Origin of the sequence: Curtobacterium sp. MCLR17_007 (genome assembly GCF_003234655.2) — a bacterium.
GTDB lineage: Bacteria > Actinomycetota > Actinomycetes > Actinomycetales > Microbacteriaceae > Curtobacterium.
The window spans coordinates 137098-152039 of record NZ_CP126271.1 but is presented as its reverse complement, the minus strand read 5'-3'; the positions used below and the strand labels follow the sequence as shown (position 1 = coordinate 152039).

14 protein-coding genes and 3 tRNA genes are annotated in these 14942 nt (G+C 70.7%); 5 read left to right on the top strand and 12 right to left on the bottom strand.

Going from position 1 to position 14942, the window contains the following annotated elements; genetic code table 11:
- Positions 1-15: 15 nt before the first annotated feature.
- The 7 genes from DEJ13_RS00780 to tilS form a co-directional block, all read right to left on the bottom strand.
- Positions 16-495 carry a DUF3180 domain-containing protein gene (locus DEJ13_RS00780; protein WP_056126547.1) on the bottom strand — a complete coding sequence of 160 codons (480 nt, stop codon included), beginning with the start codon at positions 493-495 and terminating at the stop codon, positions 16-18.
- Complete coding sequence (gene folK / locus DEJ13_RS00775) at positions 492-1145, bottom strand: 2-amino-4-hydroxy-6-hydroxymethyldihydropteridine diphosphokinase (protein WP_111108215.1); 654 nt, start codon at positions 1143-1145, stop codon at positions 492-494. The genes DEJ13_RS00780 and folK overlap by 4 nt, the downstream gene beginning before the upstream one ends.
- Positions 1142-1576: a dihydroneopterin aldolase gene (folB, locus tag DEJ13_RS00770; protein WP_258374223.1), complete on the bottom strand. Its 435-nt coding sequence runs from the start codon at positions 1574-1576 to the stop codon at positions 1142-1144. The genes folK and folB overlap by 4 nt, the downstream gene beginning before the upstream one ends.
- Positions 1573-2457, bottom strand: a complete 885-nt coding sequence (gene folP, locus DEJ13_RS00765) for a dihydropteroate synthase (RefSeq protein WP_111108216.1) — start codon at positions 2455-2457, stop codon at positions 1573-1575. The genes folB and folP overlap by 4 nt, the downstream gene beginning before the upstream one ends.
- Before the next feature lie 6 nt (positions 2458-2463).
- Positions 2464-4452 carry an ATP-dependent zinc metalloprotease FtsH gene (gene ftsH / locus DEJ13_RS00760; RefSeq protein ID WP_056126554.1) on the bottom strand — a complete coding sequence of 663 codons (1989 nt, stop codon included), beginning with the start codon at positions 4450-4452 and terminating at the stop codon, positions 2464-2466.
- 115 nt (positions 4453-4567) lie between these two features.
- Positions 4568-5119, bottom strand: coding sequence for a hypoxanthine phosphoribosyltransferase (hpt, locus tag DEJ13_RS00755; protein ID WP_056126556.1), 552 nt, complete (start codon positions 5117-5119; stop codon positions 4568-4570).
- 19 nt (positions 5120-5138) lie between these two features.
- The gene (tilS, locus tag DEJ13_RS00750; protein WP_111108217.1) at positions 5139-6158 is read right to left on the bottom strand and encodes a tRNA lysidine(34) synthetase TilS; all 1020 of its coding nucleotides are present in this window, start codon (positions 6156-6158) and stop codon (positions 5139-5141) included.
- A 64-nt stretch (positions 6159-6222) separates the two neighbouring features.
- Here tilS and DEJ13_RS00745 point away from each other — a divergent pair, with 64 nt between their 5' ends.
- Entirely contained in the window at positions 6223-6714 is a 492-nt protein-coding gene (locus DEJ13_RS00745; RefSeq protein ID WP_056126560.1) for an inorganic diphosphatase, read from the top strand.
- 124 nt (positions 6715-6838) lie between these two features.
- On the opposite strand, the gene DEJ13_RS00740 is transcribed toward DEJ13_RS00745, so the two are convergent.
- A complete protein-coding gene (locus tag DEJ13_RS00740; RefSeq protein ID WP_284158122.1) occupies positions 6839-8272 on the bottom strand; it encodes a C40 family peptidase in 1434 nt (477 codons plus the stop codon).
- A gap of 32 nt (positions 8273-8304) precedes the next feature.
- A complete protein-coding gene (locus DEJ13_RS00735; RefSeq protein ID WP_111107886.1) occupies positions 8305-9639 on the bottom strand; it encodes a M23 family metallopeptidase in 1335 nt (444 codons plus the stop codon).
- A gap of 310 nt (positions 9640-9949) precedes the next feature.
- Here DEJ13_RS00735 and DEJ13_RS00730 point away from each other — a divergent pair.
- The 3 genes from DEJ13_RS00730 to DEJ13_RS00720 all read left to right on the top strand — a co-directional run bounded on the left by DEJ13_RS00730 (position 9950) and on the right by DEJ13_RS00720 (position 10226).
- Positions 9950-10022 (top strand) — tRNA-Glu (locus DEJ13_RS00730).
- A 53-nt stretch (positions 10023-10075) separates the two neighbouring features.
- Positions 10076-10152 (top strand) — tRNA-Asp (locus DEJ13_RS00725).
- 1 nt (position 10153) lies between these two features.
- Positions 10154-10226, top strand: a tRNA-Phe gene (locus DEJ13_RS00720).
- A gap of 129 nt (positions 10227-10355) precedes the next feature.
- On the opposite strand, the gene DEJ13_RS00715 is transcribed toward DEJ13_RS00720, so the two are convergent.
- Positions 10356-11366, bottom strand: a complete 1011-nt coding sequence (locus DEJ13_RS00715; protein ID WP_111107885.1) for an aldo/keto reductase family protein — start codon at positions 11364-11366, stop codon at positions 10356-10358.
- A 162-nt stretch (positions 11367-11528) separates the two neighbouring features.
- Between DEJ13_RS00715 and DEJ13_RS00710 the strand changes: the two genes are divergently transcribed.
- Positions 11529-12527, top strand: coding sequence for an NAD-dependent epimerase/dehydratase family protein (locus tag DEJ13_RS00710; RefSeq protein ID WP_111107884.1), 999 nt, complete (start codon positions 11529-11531; stop codon positions 12525-12527).
- A 144-nt stretch (positions 12528-12671) separates the two neighbouring features.
- Here DEJ13_RS00710 and rocD read toward each other — a convergent pair whose 3' ends face one another.
- Both rocD and ddaH read right to left on the bottom strand, forming a co-directional pair.
- Positions 12672-13904 (bottom strand): ornithine--oxo-acid transaminase, encoded by a 1233-nt coding sequence (rocD, locus tag DEJ13_RS00705; protein ID WP_111107883.1) that lies wholly within the window; start codon positions 13902-13904, stop codon positions 12672-12674.
- A complete protein-coding gene (gene ddaH, locus DEJ13_RS00700) occupies positions 13904-14794 on the bottom strand; it encodes a dimethylargininase (RefSeq protein ID WP_056126574.1) in 891 nt (296 codons plus the stop codon). Before ddaH ends, rocD begins: the two co-directional genes overlap by 1 nt.
- Between the last annotated feature and the right edge of the window lie 148 nt (positions 14795-14942).

Genomic DNA, 14942 nt, shown 5'->3' with positions numbered 1-14942 from the left:
GGGCCCTCCTGGTGGTCATCGTGCCGTCGTGCCGCCCCGTGGGTCGTCCGGGTCGTCGTCGTCCGGTGGAGCGATGCACATGCGTTCGGCGACGAGGGCGCACACGGTGAGCACGATCCCGCCACCGACCGCCACGGCACTCGGCAGGGTCGAGCCTAGCGAAGGGACGACGGAGCGGGTCAGCAGGTACACGAGGAGCCCGAGTGCGAAGGCGCCGAACAGCACGCCGCAGATGCTCGAGGCCTTGGCGAGGACCACGACGCGGGTCGCGTAGATCGGGTCGACGCGGCGGCCGGGGACGCCCTGCGCGTGGCGTCGGACCGGCAGGGCCAGGGCGATGAGCACCACGCCGATGAGCGCCAGGGCGAAGCCGAGGGGGCTGACGAGCAGGAGTGCGGGCGCCTGGCGCGACGCCAGGGCGGCGTTCAGCGCGAAGCCGGCGATGCCGGCGACGACGGCGAGGCTGATCAGCGTGGAGGCGCGGGTGGTCTTCACGGGGTGGCGTCCGTTCCGGTGGTGGTCGGGTTGGCGTCCGGACGGGAGGCCGTGGTCACGCCGTCGAGCAGGCGCGGCTCGTCGACGCGCTCCGTGTCGTCACCGTCGAGCAGGCGCGGCTCGTCGACGCGCTCCGTGTCGTCACCGTCGAGCAGGCGCGGCTCGTCGACGCGCTCCGTGTCGTCACCGAGTGCGGCCAGCAGGTCGGCGACCGGCCCGCGACCGGGCAGCACCGCGCCGGGGTCGGCGTCGAGCCACGGCGCCAGCACGAAGGCCCGCTCGTGCGCACGCGGGTGCGGCACGTCCAGCGTCTCGGTCGCGATGCGCTCGTCGCCGTACGTGATGACGTCGAGGTCGAGCGTGCGGTCGCCCCACCGGACTTCGCGGGTGCGGCCGTGGGTGTCCTCGACGACGTGCAGCGCGTCGAGCAGCGCCTGGGCCCCCAGCTCGGTGTCGAGCACGACGACCGCGTTCCGGTACCGGGGCTTCGCCGTGTCGAGGCCGTCGAGTGTCAGGGCGACCGACTCGACCTCGTGGCTCGACGCGACCGCCGTGACGCCCGGGATCGCCACGACGGCGGCGGCCGCGGCACGGAGGGTGCTCCCCCGGTCACCGAGGTTCGCGCCGAGGGCGACGACGGCGCGGGTCACGCGGCGTCCGGGTCGTCGACGGGGGCCGTGGGCGGCTGGGGCGTCGCGGCTCCGGGGACCGGGTCGACCGCCATCCGCTCGCGGCGGATCGTGATCGACACGTCGGTGAACGGCACCGTGATGGGCGCCTGCGGCTTGTGCACCGTGACCTCGGTCGCCAGCGCCGCGCGGTGGGTCAGCACCGCGGCGGCGATCCGCTCGGCCAGGGTCTCGATCAGGTCGACCGGGTCGCGTTCGATCTCGGCGACGACCTGCTCGGCGAGCACCCCGTAGTGGACGGTCTGGTCGAGGTCGTCGGGACCGGCGGCTGCGCGGGCGTCGATCTCGACCGCGACATCGACGACGAAGTCCTGCCCGTCGGCGCGCTCGTGGTCGAAGACCCCGTGGTGGCCGCGGGCGCGGACCCCGGTCAGGCGGATGGTGTCGTTCACGATCGAGCTGCCCTCCAGGCTTCCCAGACGTCGAGCACGGCCCGCGTCGGTTCCGGGTCGTGCACGCGGACGCCCCAGGCGCCGCGTTCTGCTGCCAACAGGCTGATGGCGGCGGTCGCGAGGTCGCGCTCCGCCGGTGGTGCGCCCGCCGGGCTGCCGACACCGTCCAGGAACCGCTTGCGCGACGCGGCGACGAGCACGGGCAGGCCGATCGAGGCGAACCGCTCGTACCCCGCCAGGATCTCCCAGTTCTGGGCGCCCTCCTTGGCGAACCCGAGCCCCGGGTCGATGACGACCTGCTCCTGGCGCACCCCGAGCACGATGAGCTCGGCGACCCGCATCTCGACCTCGCGCCGGACCTCGTCGACCGCGTGCTCGTACACGGCGTCGCGGTACATCCGGTCGCTGTGGCCCCGCCAGTGCATCACGACGAAGCCGCAGCCCGTCGACGCCACGACCCGGGCCATGTCGTCGTCGGCCAGCCCGCCGGACACGTCGTTCACGATGACGGCACCCAGCTCGACCGCGCGCTCGGCCGTCGCCGCGTACATGGTGTCGACGCTGACCGCGATGCCCTCGGCGACGAGCTGCTCGATCACCGGGAGTACCCGCTGCTGCTCGACCTCGACCGGCACGCGCTCCGCACCGGGTCGGGTGGACTCGCCACCGACGTCGACGAGGTCCGCGCCCGCCGTGACGAGATCGCGCGCGTGCGCCACCGCGGCGTCGTACGCAGCATGCAGCCCGCCGTCGGAGAACGAGTCCGGCGTCACGTTGAGGATGCCCATGACCCGGGTGCGCCCGCTCTGGGGCACACCCGGGTCATGGCGACGGACGGGCGCGGCGAGGCGGCGGTCCCGTCTCGTCGGGAGGTCGGTCATCCGGGCCTAGGCGGGAGCGATGCCCGGGTTGCCGAACGGACGGTGACGCGGGGTCTTCGACTGCTCGCGGTCGTTCGACTCGGACGCGGTGTTCGCCGCCTTGCCGGGGACGTCGATCGCGGGGAGCGTGCTGACCGGACGCTTGTCGCTGGAGAGCCACTGCGGGCGCTCCGGCAGCTTGCGGACGTCCTTGAACATCTCCACGAGCTCCGGCGCGTCGAGCGTCTCCTTCTCGAGGAGCTCACCGGCCAGGCGGTCGAGGATGTCGCGGTTGTCGTTGAGCACCTGGTAGGCCTCGTCGTGCGCGGCCTCGAGCAGGGCACGGGTCTCGGCGTCGACCATCTCGGCGATGTTCTCCGAGTAGTCGCGCCCCGTGCCGCCGCTCATGTCACGACCGACGAACGGCTCGGTCGACCCGGCGCCGAGCTTGACGGACCCCACGGCTTGGCTCATGCCGTACTCGGTGACCATCTTGCGGGCGGTGCCGGTGGCCTTCTCGATGTCGTTCGACGCACCCGTGGTCGGGTCGTGGAAGACGATCTCCTCGGCGACGCGGCCACCCATGGCGTAGGTGAGCTGGTCGAGCAGTTCGTTGCGCGTGACGGAGTACTTGTCCTCGAGCGGGAGCACCATCGTGTAGCCGAGGGCGCGGCCGCGCGGCAGGATCGTGATCTTCGTGACCGGGTCGGTGTGCCGCATCGCCGCCGCCGCCAGGGCGTGGCCGCCCTCGTGGTAGGCCGTGATCAGGCGCTCCTGGTCGGACATGATGCGCGTGCGACGCTGCGGGCCAGCCATCACGCGGTCGACGGCCTCGTCGAGGGCACGGTTGTCGATGAGCTGCGCGTTCGAGCGGGCCGTGAGCAGCGCGGCCTCGTTCAGGACGTTCGCCAGGTCGGCACCGGTGAACCCGGGCGTCTTGCGGGCGAGGAGCTCGAGGTCGACGCTCGCGGCGAGCGGCTTGCCCTTCGCGTGGACCTCGAGGATCTGCTTGCGGCCGGCGAGACCCGGCGCGTCGACGCCGATCTGGCGGTCGAAGCGGCCCGGGCGCAGCAGCGCGGGGTCGAGCACGTCGGGACGGTTCGTCGCGGCGATCAGGATGACGTTCGTCTTGCCGTCGAAGCCGTCCATCTCGACGAGCAGCTGGTTCAGCGTCTGTTCGCGCTCGTCGTTGCCACCGCCGATGCCGGCACCACGGTGACGACCGACGGCGTCGATCTCGTCGATGAAGACGATGGCGGGCGAGTTGGCCTTGGCCTGCTCGAAGAGGTCACGCACGCGGCTGGCACCGACACCGACGAACATCTCGACGAAGTCCGAGCCGGAGATCGAGTAGAACGGGACCCCCGCCTCGCCGGCGACGGCGCGCGCGAGGAGGGTCTTGCCGGTTCCGGGAGGGCCGTACAGCAGCACGCCCTTCGGGATCTTCGCGCCGACGGCCTGGAACTTGGCCGGCTCCTTCAGGAACTCCTTGATCTCGTGGAGTTCCTCGATCGCCTCGTCCGAGCCGGCGACGTCCGCGAAGGAGACCTGCGGGTTCTCCTTGTTGTTCATCTTCGCCTTGGACTTGCCGAACTGCATGACCTTCGAGCCGCCGCCCTGGGCGCTCGAGAGCAGGAACCAGAACAGGCCGAGGATCAGCAGGAACGGCAGCAGCGTCAGGACGAGCGAGACGAACCAGTTCGACTGCTGGACGGTGTCGTTGTAGCCCTTGGGGAGGTCGGCCTGGGCGATCGCGTCGACCACTTCGGCACCACGCGGCGTCGAGTAGTAGAACTGCTCGGTCGTGCCGCCGTCCTTGAGCGTGAGGTCGACCCGCTGCTCGGTGGAGTTGACCACCGCAGAGGAGACCTTGCCGTCAGAGAGCTGCTCGAGCCCCTTCTGGGTGTCGATCTGCTGCGTGCCGGACTGGCTGATGAAGGCCCATCCGATCCAGATCCCCACGAGTGCGATGAGCACGTAGAGGTACGGCCCGCGGAGGATGCGCTTGAAGTCCATGTGATCCGGGCGCTGTGGCCCGAGCCTTTCTCTGCCGGAGTTGCGTGCTCGCCAGCATACGGCCGCGATTCTGTGGCGAGAATGGGTGTCCTCTGCGGGCGAACTCCCGGTTCGTCTACGAGTAGATGTGCGGGGCCAGGACGCCGATGCCCCGGAGGTTGCGGTAGCGCTCGTCGTAGTCGAGCCCGAAGCCCACCACGAAGGCGTCGGGGATGTCGTAGCCGACGTAGCGGACGTCGACCTGGACCTTGGCGGCCTCGGGCTTGCGCAGCAGCGTGACGATCTCGACACTGGCGGCGCCGCGGGACTCGAGGTTCTGCTTGAGCCACGACAGCGTGAGCCCGGAGTCGATGATGTCCTCGACGATGATGACGTCGCGACCGTGCAGGTCGGTGTCGAGGTCCTTGAGGATCCGCACCACGCCGGACGACTTCGTGCCGGAGCCGTACGACGACACGGCCATCCAGTCCATCTTCGCCTGCAGGGTCAGGTGGCGGGAGAAGTCCGCCATGACCATGACCGCGCCCTTGAGGACGCCGACCAGCAGCGGGTCCTTGTCGGCGTAGTCGCGGTCGACCGCCGCGGCGAGCTCGGCGATCTTGTCGTCGATCTGCTCGGGGGTGAAGAGCACTTCGGAGAGGTCGTCCTGCACGTCGGAGAGTTCCACCGGTCCAGCCTAACCGGCCCTAGGCGGCCGAGAACGACAGCCGGTCGCCGTCGCGGGACACCCGGATGCCGGGCAGGTCGATCGGCCCCTGCCCGTTCCACTCGGTCACGAGCCGGCAGACCTCGAGCGTCTGGACGCGGGACAGCGTCACGCCGAACTCGCTCTCGACCGCCAGACGCACCAGGCGCTGGCGGAGGGCCGGCGGGTTCGCCTGCAGCTGCCGCACCGACAGTGCGATGCCGGCCTCGGAGTGCTCGGCGAGGTCCTCGGCCATCTCCTCGGCGAAGTGGTCGAGCGCCGCCGCGTCCTCGCGCAGCTGGTCGGCCGTGCGGGCCAGGGCCTCGGCGACGTCGGCACCGAGCTCCCGTTCGAGCACCGGCATCACGGCGTTCCGGACACGCACGCGGGTGAAGGCCCCGTCGTTGTTGTGGGGGTCGTGCCACGGTGCGAGTCCGGCGGCCGCGCAGGCCTGCCGGGTCGTGTGACGCCGGACCGTCAGCAGGGGTCGACCGTAGGCCGGTCCGTCGTCGCGCCGCGCGAGCGGCGGCATGCCGGACAGGCTGTCCGGCCCGCTGCCGCGCAGCAGGCCGAGCAGCACCGTCTCGGCCTGGTCGTCCAGGGTGTGACCGAAGAGCACCAGGGGTGACCCGACGTCGGACGCGACCTGGGCGACGGCCGCGTGGCGGGCCTCCCGGGCGGCACCCTCGGGACCACCGTCGGAGCCGACCATGACCCGCCGGACCGTCACCGGGTCGAGTCCCAGCTCGGCGGCCTGCCTGGAGGCCCGGCTCGCCACCGCCTCGGAACCGGCCTGCAGCGCGTGGTCCACGACCACCGCGCCGGCGCGGAGCCCCTGCTTGGTCGCCTCGAACGCGGTGGCCGCCGCGAGCGCGAGCGAGTCCGGCCCGCCGCTCAGCGCGACGAGCACGAGGTCACCGTCGTGGACGAGCCGCTCGTCCCGTGCCCGGGCGAGCAGGCTGCGGACCGCCAGCCGGGTCGCGGCGACGGCGGGGTCGAGCCGGGGACGCGGAGAGTTCACCCGGTAACGTTAGCCGCGCTCTCGGGACCACCGACAGCCCCACCGACACACCAGGAGTGCAGACATGGCCGCGTACGACGTCGTCGTCGAGATCCCCAAGGGCAGCCGCAACAAGTACGAGGTGGACCACGAGACCGGTCGCGTGTACCTCGACCGCGTGCTGTTCACGTCGTTCGTCTACCCGACCGACTACGGCTTCTTCGAGCAGACCCTGGCGGACGACGGCGACCCCGTGGACGCACTGCTGCTGCTCGAGTACCCGACGTTCCCGGGCGTCGGCGTCAAGGTCCGCCCGGTCGGCGTCTTCAAGATGAGCGACGAGGCCGGCATCGACGCGAAGGTCCTCGTCGTCCCGGCCAAGGACCCGCGCTGGGCGCACATCCAGGACATCTCGGACGTCGACGAGCAGACCAAGGCCGAGATCGCGCACTTCTTCGAGCGCTACAAGGACCTCGAGCCGAACAAGTGGGTCAAGGCCGAGGGCTGGGGCGACGCCGCCGAGGCCGAGGCGATCGTCACGGCCGGCCAGGCCGCGTACGTGCCCAGCGCGCACTGACACCGGTCGTTCAGCGGGCGGCGTCGCCGTCGCCAGCCGATCGCACCCCCGCAATGACATCGCGCCCCGTCTCCACGGGGCGCGATGTTCGTTGTGGGGCGCGATGCGCCTCGGTGTGCGGGAGCTACATCGAGCCGGAGGGGCGGGCGACGTAGGGCAGCAGGTCACCGGTGCCCCAGACCGCGCGCTCGACGACGCCGACCCCGGGGCGCGCAGCCTCGATCATGCGGCCACCGCCCGTGTAGATCGTGTCGTGGTAGCCACCCGAGGCCGTACCCGTCTTCGAGTAGAACAGGATGTCGCCGGGCTGCCGCTGCGACAACGGGACCAGGCGTCCGATGGACGCGAAGTGGTTGTACTGCCAGACGACGTTGTGCCCGCCGGTCGAGATGCCCTGCGAGCTGTAGGCCATCATCACCAGGCCGGAGCAGTCCCACGTGTTCGGACCGGCGCCGCCGAGCACGTACGGCTTGCCGAGCTGGGCACGGGCGTAGGCGATCGCGCCGGCCGCCTTCGACGGGGTGCTCGGGGCGGGGGCCGGGGCCGGGGCGGGGGCGGGAGCCGGTGCGGGCTTCGACGGGGTGCTCGGCTTCGCCGGGGCGGGTGCGGGGGCCGCGGGAGCCGGGGCCGGGTTGCTGCTGCCGGTGTTGCCGCCGCCGGTGTTGCTGCCGCCGCTGTTGCCGCCGCCGGTGTTGCCGGAGCCGGTGCTCGGTGCGGGGTTGTTCGACGTCGTCGTGCGCGTGGGTGCACCCGTTCCGCTGGCGGCGTCCTTCGTCGCCTGCGCCGCGAGCTGCGTCTCCGCCTGCTTCGCGCGCTGGTCGCTGTAGTACGCGCTCTCGGTTGCCACCGTCGTGCCCTTGAGGAAGGCGAGCTGCTCGAGCACCTCGTCCTGCTGGCTCTGCGCGTCCTGGAGCTTGCCGTTCGCCCGGGCCGCGACGGAGTTCGCGGTGTCGAGGGCGGTCTTCGTGGCGTCGGTCGCGGTCGCCAGGGCCGTGGTCGCCTGGCGCTTCTGCGCTGCGAGTGCGTCCACGGTGTTCTGGTCCGCCTGCGCCTTGGCCAGGACCGTGGCCGACCGCTCGGACAGGTGCGTCATCGTGCCGACCTGGTAGAGCAGGTCCTTCGCGTCCGAGGCGTCCACGAGCATGCTCGTCGACAGGTCACCACCGCCGCTCCGCGAGAGCTCGACCACGAGCGCAGCGACCTGGCCTGCGGACTCGTCCGCTGCTGCCTTCGCCCGCTTGGCCTGCGAGGTCAGGTCGTCGAGCGTGGACTGGGCCTCCTGCTGCTCGGACGCGGCCAACGCGTAGGTCTGGCCGGCCTGCTGCACCACGACGCCGGCCTGGTCGGCGGAGTCCTGCAGCGATGACAGGCGCGAGGCGAGCTCGTCGACCGTCTGCTGTGACTCGGCCTGGTCGGACTTCGCCGCCTGCACGTCCGCCCACGACGGGGCCTTCGCGGGGGTCGCTCCGGCTGGTCCCGCGATCCCCACCGAGAGTCCGATGCCGAGCAACGAGACGGTGGCGATGCCGCAGGCGAGGGAACGCGCAGGCTTCTTCATGTGGTGTCAGTGCCTCTCGGGCGCGCACACGGTCATACCGAGATCCCCCGCGCAGCCATGAAGGGGACCGGGTCGACGGCGGCGCCGTTCACCCGGGTCTCGAAGTGGAGGTGGCAGCCCGTGGACCAGCCGGTCGAACCGACCTGGGCGATCTGCTGCCCGGCGGAGACGTGCTGGCCGTTGCCGACCATGATGCCGCCGTTGACGATGTGGCCGTACGCGGTGGAGATGCCACCGCCGTTGTCGAGGATGACCTCGTTGCCGTACCCGCCACCGTTGCCGGCGAAGGTCACGGTGCCCTCGTGCGCGGCGTAGATCGGCGAGTAGCAGCCCGGTGCCAGGTCGACGCCGGCGTGCAGTGCGTGTGCGCCGGTGTACGGGTCGATGCGGTAGCCGTAGGGGCTCGTCTGGTAGCCGGCGCTCGGGCGGACCCAGCCGGACGAGGTCGGGGCACCGCCGCCGGATCCGCTGGACCCGGCGCCGCTGGACCCGCCGCTGCTCGGCGCGGGCGCGTTCCGCGCGGCCGCCGCAGCAGCCGCTGCCGCCGCTCGGGCCTGGTCGGCGCGCTGCTTGGCGAGCGCGGCCTGGCGGGCCTTCTCGACCTCGACGCCCTTGTTGTACTTGGCCTCGACGTCGGTGGCGTTCGACGTCAGGAGTGTGAGCTGCGCTTCGAGCCGCGACTGGTTGTCGTTCTGTGCGTCGACGGCCGTCTGAGCAGCATCGGCGGCGGACTGGGCAGCCCGCATCTTCTGCTGGGCGGCGTCAGCCAGGTCCCCGAGGGCCTTCTTCGCGACGTCCGCCTTGTCCGACTCGGCCTGTGCCGTGCCGCGGTCCTGCGTCGCCTGCGAGTAGATGCCGTCGGCCTGCTCGCTGAGCTTCGACATCGCGCCGAGCTCGTACAGGTAGTCCTTCGAGTCGGTGGGGTGCGTCAGGAGGTCGGTGGTGACGTCGTTCGCACTCGCTCGCCCGAGCTGCGCCGCGAGCTGTCCGGCCTGTGCCTCGGACTGGGCGGCGGTCTTCTCGGACTCGTCGGCCTGCTGCTGGAGCTTCTGCTGCTGCAGCGTCGCGGCGTCGTACTTGGTCTGCGCCGTCTGGTACGCCGTGCCGGCGGCCTCGGCCGACTTCTGCTTGGCGGCGGCCTGGCTCGTCAGGTCGGCGATCAGGCCCTTGATCTCCGTCACCTTGTCCTGCTGCGCCGACTGGGACGCCTTGGCGGCCTGCACGTCGTCCCAGCTCGGGTAGCTGGTCGCCGATGCCCCGTCAGCGGGTGCGAACGCGGCGATCGCCCCTGCGGTGAGGACGACGGCGACCGCGGCGGCGATGACGCGGCGGCGGAAGCGGGGGATCAGAGTGAGTGAGGTCGACATACATCTCGATTTCGTAACAGCGCGGCATGGCTCACGCACGTAACACTGTCAACAACCGCAACAGTAACAACAGGTGCCGGCCCGGGGCAGCCCCTCGCACGAGGGACAGGGCCGACGACGATGGTCGCACTCGAACACCGACGGCGCAGAATCGGGTCCCGGATCACTGCCGGGTCCGTCGCGAGTGAAGCCCGCCGACGGGGACGATGACGCGGCGACACGCCGGGCGGCCGGGGCTCGGGGGACTCGATTTGTCATCCACGCAGGGCTTCCGTATGCTTGGTCTCCGGTGCAGCGATGTACTGCTTGCGGCCCCATCGTTTAGTGGCCTAGGACACCGCCCTTTCACGGCGGCAGCACGGGTTCGAATCCCGTTGGGGTCACTCCTCGTGAGACAGCAAGCAGCACGGATCAGCATCGAACAGCAATTCAACATGGCCCTGTAGCGCAGCTGGTTAGCGTGCCGCCCTGTCACGGCGGAGGTCGCGGGTTCAAGTCCCGTCAGGGTCGCCACGGCTGGATAGCTCAGTTGGTAGAGCGTTCGACTGAAAATCGAAAGGTCCACGGATCGATGCCGTGTCCAGCCACGGAGTAAGGCCCCTCACGCGAGTGAGGGGCCTTCTCCGTTTCCGGGGAGGTCCGCACGGAACCCCGGAACGGACACAGCACCATGGTCGTTCGCGGTGCCGTGTCCGTCTCGTGGTTCTGTGCCGGGGTCAGGCCTCGCGGGTCTTCGGGCTGCTGTCGTTCGTCTTGGCCGGGTCGCGCTCCACGACACCACCGAGGGCGTCGTCGATGCGGGACATCAGCTCGGCCGGGATCTCCACGCCAGCAGCGCCGGCGTTGTCGTGCACCTGCTCCGGGCGCGATGCACCGATGATCGCCGAGGCGACGTTCTCGTTCTGCAGGACCCACGCCACGGCGAGCTGCGCCATCGACAGGTCGAGCTCCTTCGCGATCGGCTCGAGCTCCTGCACGGACGACAGGACCTCGTCCCGCATGAACCGCTTGATCATGTCGGCGCCGCCCTTGTCGTCGGTGGCACGCGATCCCTCGGGCAGCGGCTGTCCCGGCTTGTACTTGCCGGTGAGCACGCCCTGGGCGATGGGCGACCAGACGATCTGCGAGATGCCGAGCTCCTTCGAGGTGGGGACGACCTCGCCCTCGATGACCCGCCACAGCGCGGAGTACTGCGGCTGGTTCGAGATGAGCTGGAACCCGAGCTCCTTCGCCAGTGCGGCTCCGGCCCGCAGCTGGTCGGCGGTCCACTCCGAGACACCGACGTACAGGACCTTGCCCTGCCGCACGATGTCGGCGAACGCCTGCATGGTCTCTTCGAGCGGGGTCTCGTGGTCGAAGCGGTGCGCCTGGTACAGGTCGACGTAGTCGGTCTGCAGGCGGCCGAGCGAGCCGTCGATCGACTCGAGGATGTGCTTGCGGCTCAGCCCGGTGTCGTTGTGCTGCTTCGGGCCGGTCGGTCCGAAGACCTTCGTGGCGATCTCGAGCGACTGACGACGCTCCCCCTTGAGGGCTTCGCCCAGGACGGTCTCGGCGCCGGTGTTCGCGTAGACGTCGGCCGTGTCGAACGTCGAGATGCCGACGTCGAGCGCGGCCCGGACGCAGGCGATCGCGGCGTCGTTCTCGACCTGGGACGCGTGGGTCAGCCAGTTGCCGTAGGTGATCTCGGAGACCTTGAGGCCCGAGTTGCCGAGGTAGCGGTACTCCATGTGCTGTGTTCCTCCCGTGCCGCGTCGGTGCGGCGTCGCGTCCGACGGTAGCCCGCGGCGACCCTCGACAGCCCAGCAACGGCGGCGTCCGCGGCACTGGGCAACGGTCACGGCACCGCGAAGCTGCACGGTGCCGTGTCCGGAACGTGGTTTCGTGGGCACATGACCAGCAACGGAGCGAGTGTCCTGTTCATCGGCGGGAGCGGCGTCATCAGTGCCGCGTGCGTGACGGAGGCGACCCGACAGGGGATCGACGTCACCGTCCTGAACCGCGGGACCACCGGGGGCAGGCCGCTCCCCGAGGGTGTGGAGCGCCTCCAGGCCGACGTGTCGGACCGCGACGCCCTGGCGGCGGCACTCGGTGACCGCCGCTTCGACTCGGTGGTGAACTGGATCGCGTTCACCCCGGACCAGGTGCAGGCGGACATCGACTTCTTCGCCGGGCGGACCAACCAGTACGTGTTCATCAGCTCGGCCTCGGCGTACCAGACCCCGGCGACGCACCTGCCGATCACGGAGTCGACGCCGCTGAAGAACCCGTTCTGGCAGTACTCGCGGGACAAGATCGCGTGCGAGGACCTGCTCATGCAGGCGTACCGCGAGCAGGACTTCCCGGTGACGATCGTCCGGCCCTCACACACCTACGACGAGACCAAGCTGCCGCTGTCTGGCGGGTGGACCGCGGTGGCGCGGATGCGCGCGGGCAAGCCCGTGATCATCACGGGCGACGGCAGCAGCCTGTGGACGCTCACCCACAGCCGTGACTTCGCGGTCGGGTTCACCGGGCTCCTCGACAACGCGTCGGCGATCGGCGAGGCGTTCACGATCACGAGCGACGAGGCCCCGACCTGGAACGCGATCGCGCACGAGATCGCAGCAGCGGCGGGCGTCGAGGACCTGCAGATCGTGCACGTGCCGGCGGACGCGATCAACGCCGTCGACGCCGAGTGGGGCGCGGCGCTGCTCGGCGACAAGGCGAACAGCTCGGTGTTCGACAACAGCAAGATCCGCTCGCTCGTGCCGTGGTACCGGCCGCGGACGCCCTACCGGCAGGGTGTGCGCGAGGTCATCGCCTGGTACGAGGCGCACCCGGAGGAACAGGTCGTCGACGAGCGTCTCGATGCGCTGATGGACCAGCTCGCGGAGCGCTGGGCGGTCTGACACACGGCCCGCGAACCGCGGTTCGACACGTCGACGCACAACGCGAACCGGCTCGCACCACGTGATCACGTGGTGCGAGCCGGTTCCGGTTGTGCGGGTCCAAACGACACCGACGGACGGGAGGCCCGGTGCGGGTCCGGCGCGTCAGCTGCGGTCGCGCAGGACCGAGCCCAGTGCGTCGATCGCCTCGGCGACCTGGTCGTCGGTCACGACGAGCGGGGGCGCGAAGCGGATCGTCGACCCGTGGGTGTCCTTGACGAGGACCCCGCGTGCCGCCATGGCCTTCGCGATCTCCTTGCCGGTGCCGATCACCGGGTCGATGTCGATGCCGGCCCACAGCCCGGCGACGCGGTGTGCGACGACGCCCTTGCCGACCAGGTCCTCGAGCAGCCCGCGCAGCAGCGGTTCACCGTCGAGTGCCCGCTGCTGGAACGTGCCCTCGGCGAGCATCGCGACGACCTCGGCCCCGACGGCCGCGGCCAGCGGGTTGCCGCCGAAGGTCGACCCGTGCTCGCCCGGACGCAGGACGCCGAGCACGTCACGCGAGCCGACGACAGCCGAGACCGGGACGATCCCGCCGCCGAGCGCCTTGCCGAGGGTGATGAGGTCGGGGCGCACACCGACGCGCGACACCGCGAGCGTGTGGCCGGTGCGCCCGAGCCCGGACTGGATCTCGTCGGCGACGAACAGCGCACCGAACTCGTCGCAGATGTCGCGCACGGACGGCAGGTACTCCGCGGGTGGGATGACCACGCCGCCCTCGCCCTGGATCGGTTCGAGCAGCACGGCGACGACGGTCTCGTCCATCGCGGCACGGAGGGCCTCGGCGTCACCGTAGGGCACGGTACGGAACCCCGGCGTGTACGGACCGAAGTCGTTGCGGGCGTCGGGGTCGTCCGAGAACGAGATGATCGTCGTCGTCCGCCCGTGGAAGTTCCCGCTCGCGACGATGACCGTCGCGCGGTCGGCCGGCACGCCCTTCACGCGGTAGCCCCACGCCCGCGACACCTTGATCGCGGACTCGACGGCCTCGGCACCGGTGTTCATCGGCAGCACCATGTCGGTACCGGTGAGCTCGGCCAAGCTCGCCGCGAACGGCCCGAGGCGGTCGTTGACGAAGGCACGGCTGGTCAGCGTGACGCGGTCGAGCTGCGCCCGCGCGGCGTCGAGCAGCCGCGGGTTGCCGTGGCCGAAGTTCACCGCTGAGTACGCCGCCAGGCCGTCCAGGTAGGTGCGGCCGTCGACGTCGGTGACGGTCGCGCCGTCTCCGGAGGCGATCACGACGGGCAGGGGGCTGTAGTTGTGGGCGAGGGCCCGGTCCTCGACGGCGAGCGCCGCAGCGGTCGCGGTGCCGAGCGCCGTGGATGCGGTGGTCATCAGGACCGTGCCACGGAGTTGCCGGTGCCGACCGGGTGCAGGTCGAGCGTGCAGCACTTGACGCCGCCGCCGCCGAGCAGCAGCTCGGACAGGTCGACGCCGATCGGGTTGTAGCCCTTCTCGCGCAGCTGCTCGGCGAACGTGGTCGCACGCGAGGCGATCACGATGTTGTAGCCGTCGGAGTAGGAGTTCAACCCGAGGATCGCGGCGTCCTCCTCCGTGGCGATGATCGCGTCCGGGAAGCGCTCGCGCAGGATCGCCAACGAGGGCTCGTCGAACGCGCTCTCGAGGTACGCGATGTTGCTGGTCCCGTCCGCGGACGGCTCGGGGTCGAGCACGGCGATGGCGGTGTCCAGGTGGTAGAAGCTCGGGTTGATGAGCTTGAGGGTGACGACCTCGCGGCCGTAGACCTCGGCGAGCTCTTCGTGCGAGGTGCTGTCCGACCGGAAGCCGGTACCCGCGTAGATCGTGTTCCCGATGAGCAGGAAGTCGCCTTCGCCCTCGTTCGTCTCACGCGGTTCTGCGACGGTCAGGCCGGCGCTGCGGAACCAGTCCATGTACGCGGGGCCCTCGGGCTGCCGCTCGGGGTACTGGAACTTGGCGCCGTACGCGACACCGTCGAGCACGAAGCCGCCGTTCGCCGCGTAGACCATGTCCGGCAGGCCGTCGATGGGGTCGATGTACGAGATGTCGAAGCCGAGCTGCTCGTAGACCGCGACGAGCGACTGCCACTGCTGGACGGCCTTGGACGTGTCCGTCGGCTCTTCCGGGTGCATCCACGGGTTGATCCGGTAGCTCACCGTGTAGAAGTCCGGCTTGCACATGAGGATCGTGCGCTTGGTGGCGGTGCGGGCCGGAGCCGCCACGGTCTCGGTTGCTGCGTTCGACACTGGAGTCCTCCTGGGGGACTTCGGGCCCGAGCCTGCCAGGAACCACTCCTGAGGTGATCTCGGTGAGATGCAGGCTCACTCACCGGTACCGCGGCGGACCAGGTCGACGCCGAGGCTCAGTCTAGGGAACGCCCGAGGCCTGGAGCCT

Coding starts and splice junctions, on each gene's coding strand:
- folP (WP_111108216.1), bottom strand. CDS start 2,457: ATGACCGACCTCCCGACGAGACGGGACCGCCGCCTCGCCGCGCCCGTC.
- ftsH (WP_056126554.1), bottom strand. CDS start 4,452: ATGGACTTCAAGCGCATCCTCCGCGGGCCGTACCTCTACGTGCTCATC.
- DEJ13_RS00745 (WP_056126560.1), top strand. CDS start 6,223: ATGGCCGCGTACGACGTCGTCGTCGAGATCCCCAAGGGCAGCCGCAAC.
- DEJ13_RS00740 (WP_284158122.1), bottom strand. CDS start 8,272: ATGAAGAAGCCTGCGCGTTCCCTCGCCTGCGGCATCGCCACCGTCTCG.
- DEJ13_RS00735 (WP_111107886.1), bottom strand. CDS start 9,639: ATGTCGACCTCACTCACTCTGATCCCCCGCTTCCGCCGCCGCGTCATC.
- DEJ13_RS00715 (WP_111107885.1), bottom strand. CDS start 11,366: ATGGAGTACCGCTACCTCGGCAACTCGGGCCTCAAGGTCTCCGAGATC.
- DEJ13_RS00710 (WP_111107884.1), top strand. CDS start 11,529: ATGACCAGCAACGGAGCGAGTGTCCTGTTCATCGGCGGGAGCGGCGTC.
- rocD (WP_111107883.1), bottom strand. CDS start 13,904: ATGACCACCGCATCCACGGCGCTCGGCACCGCGACCGCTGCGGCGCTC.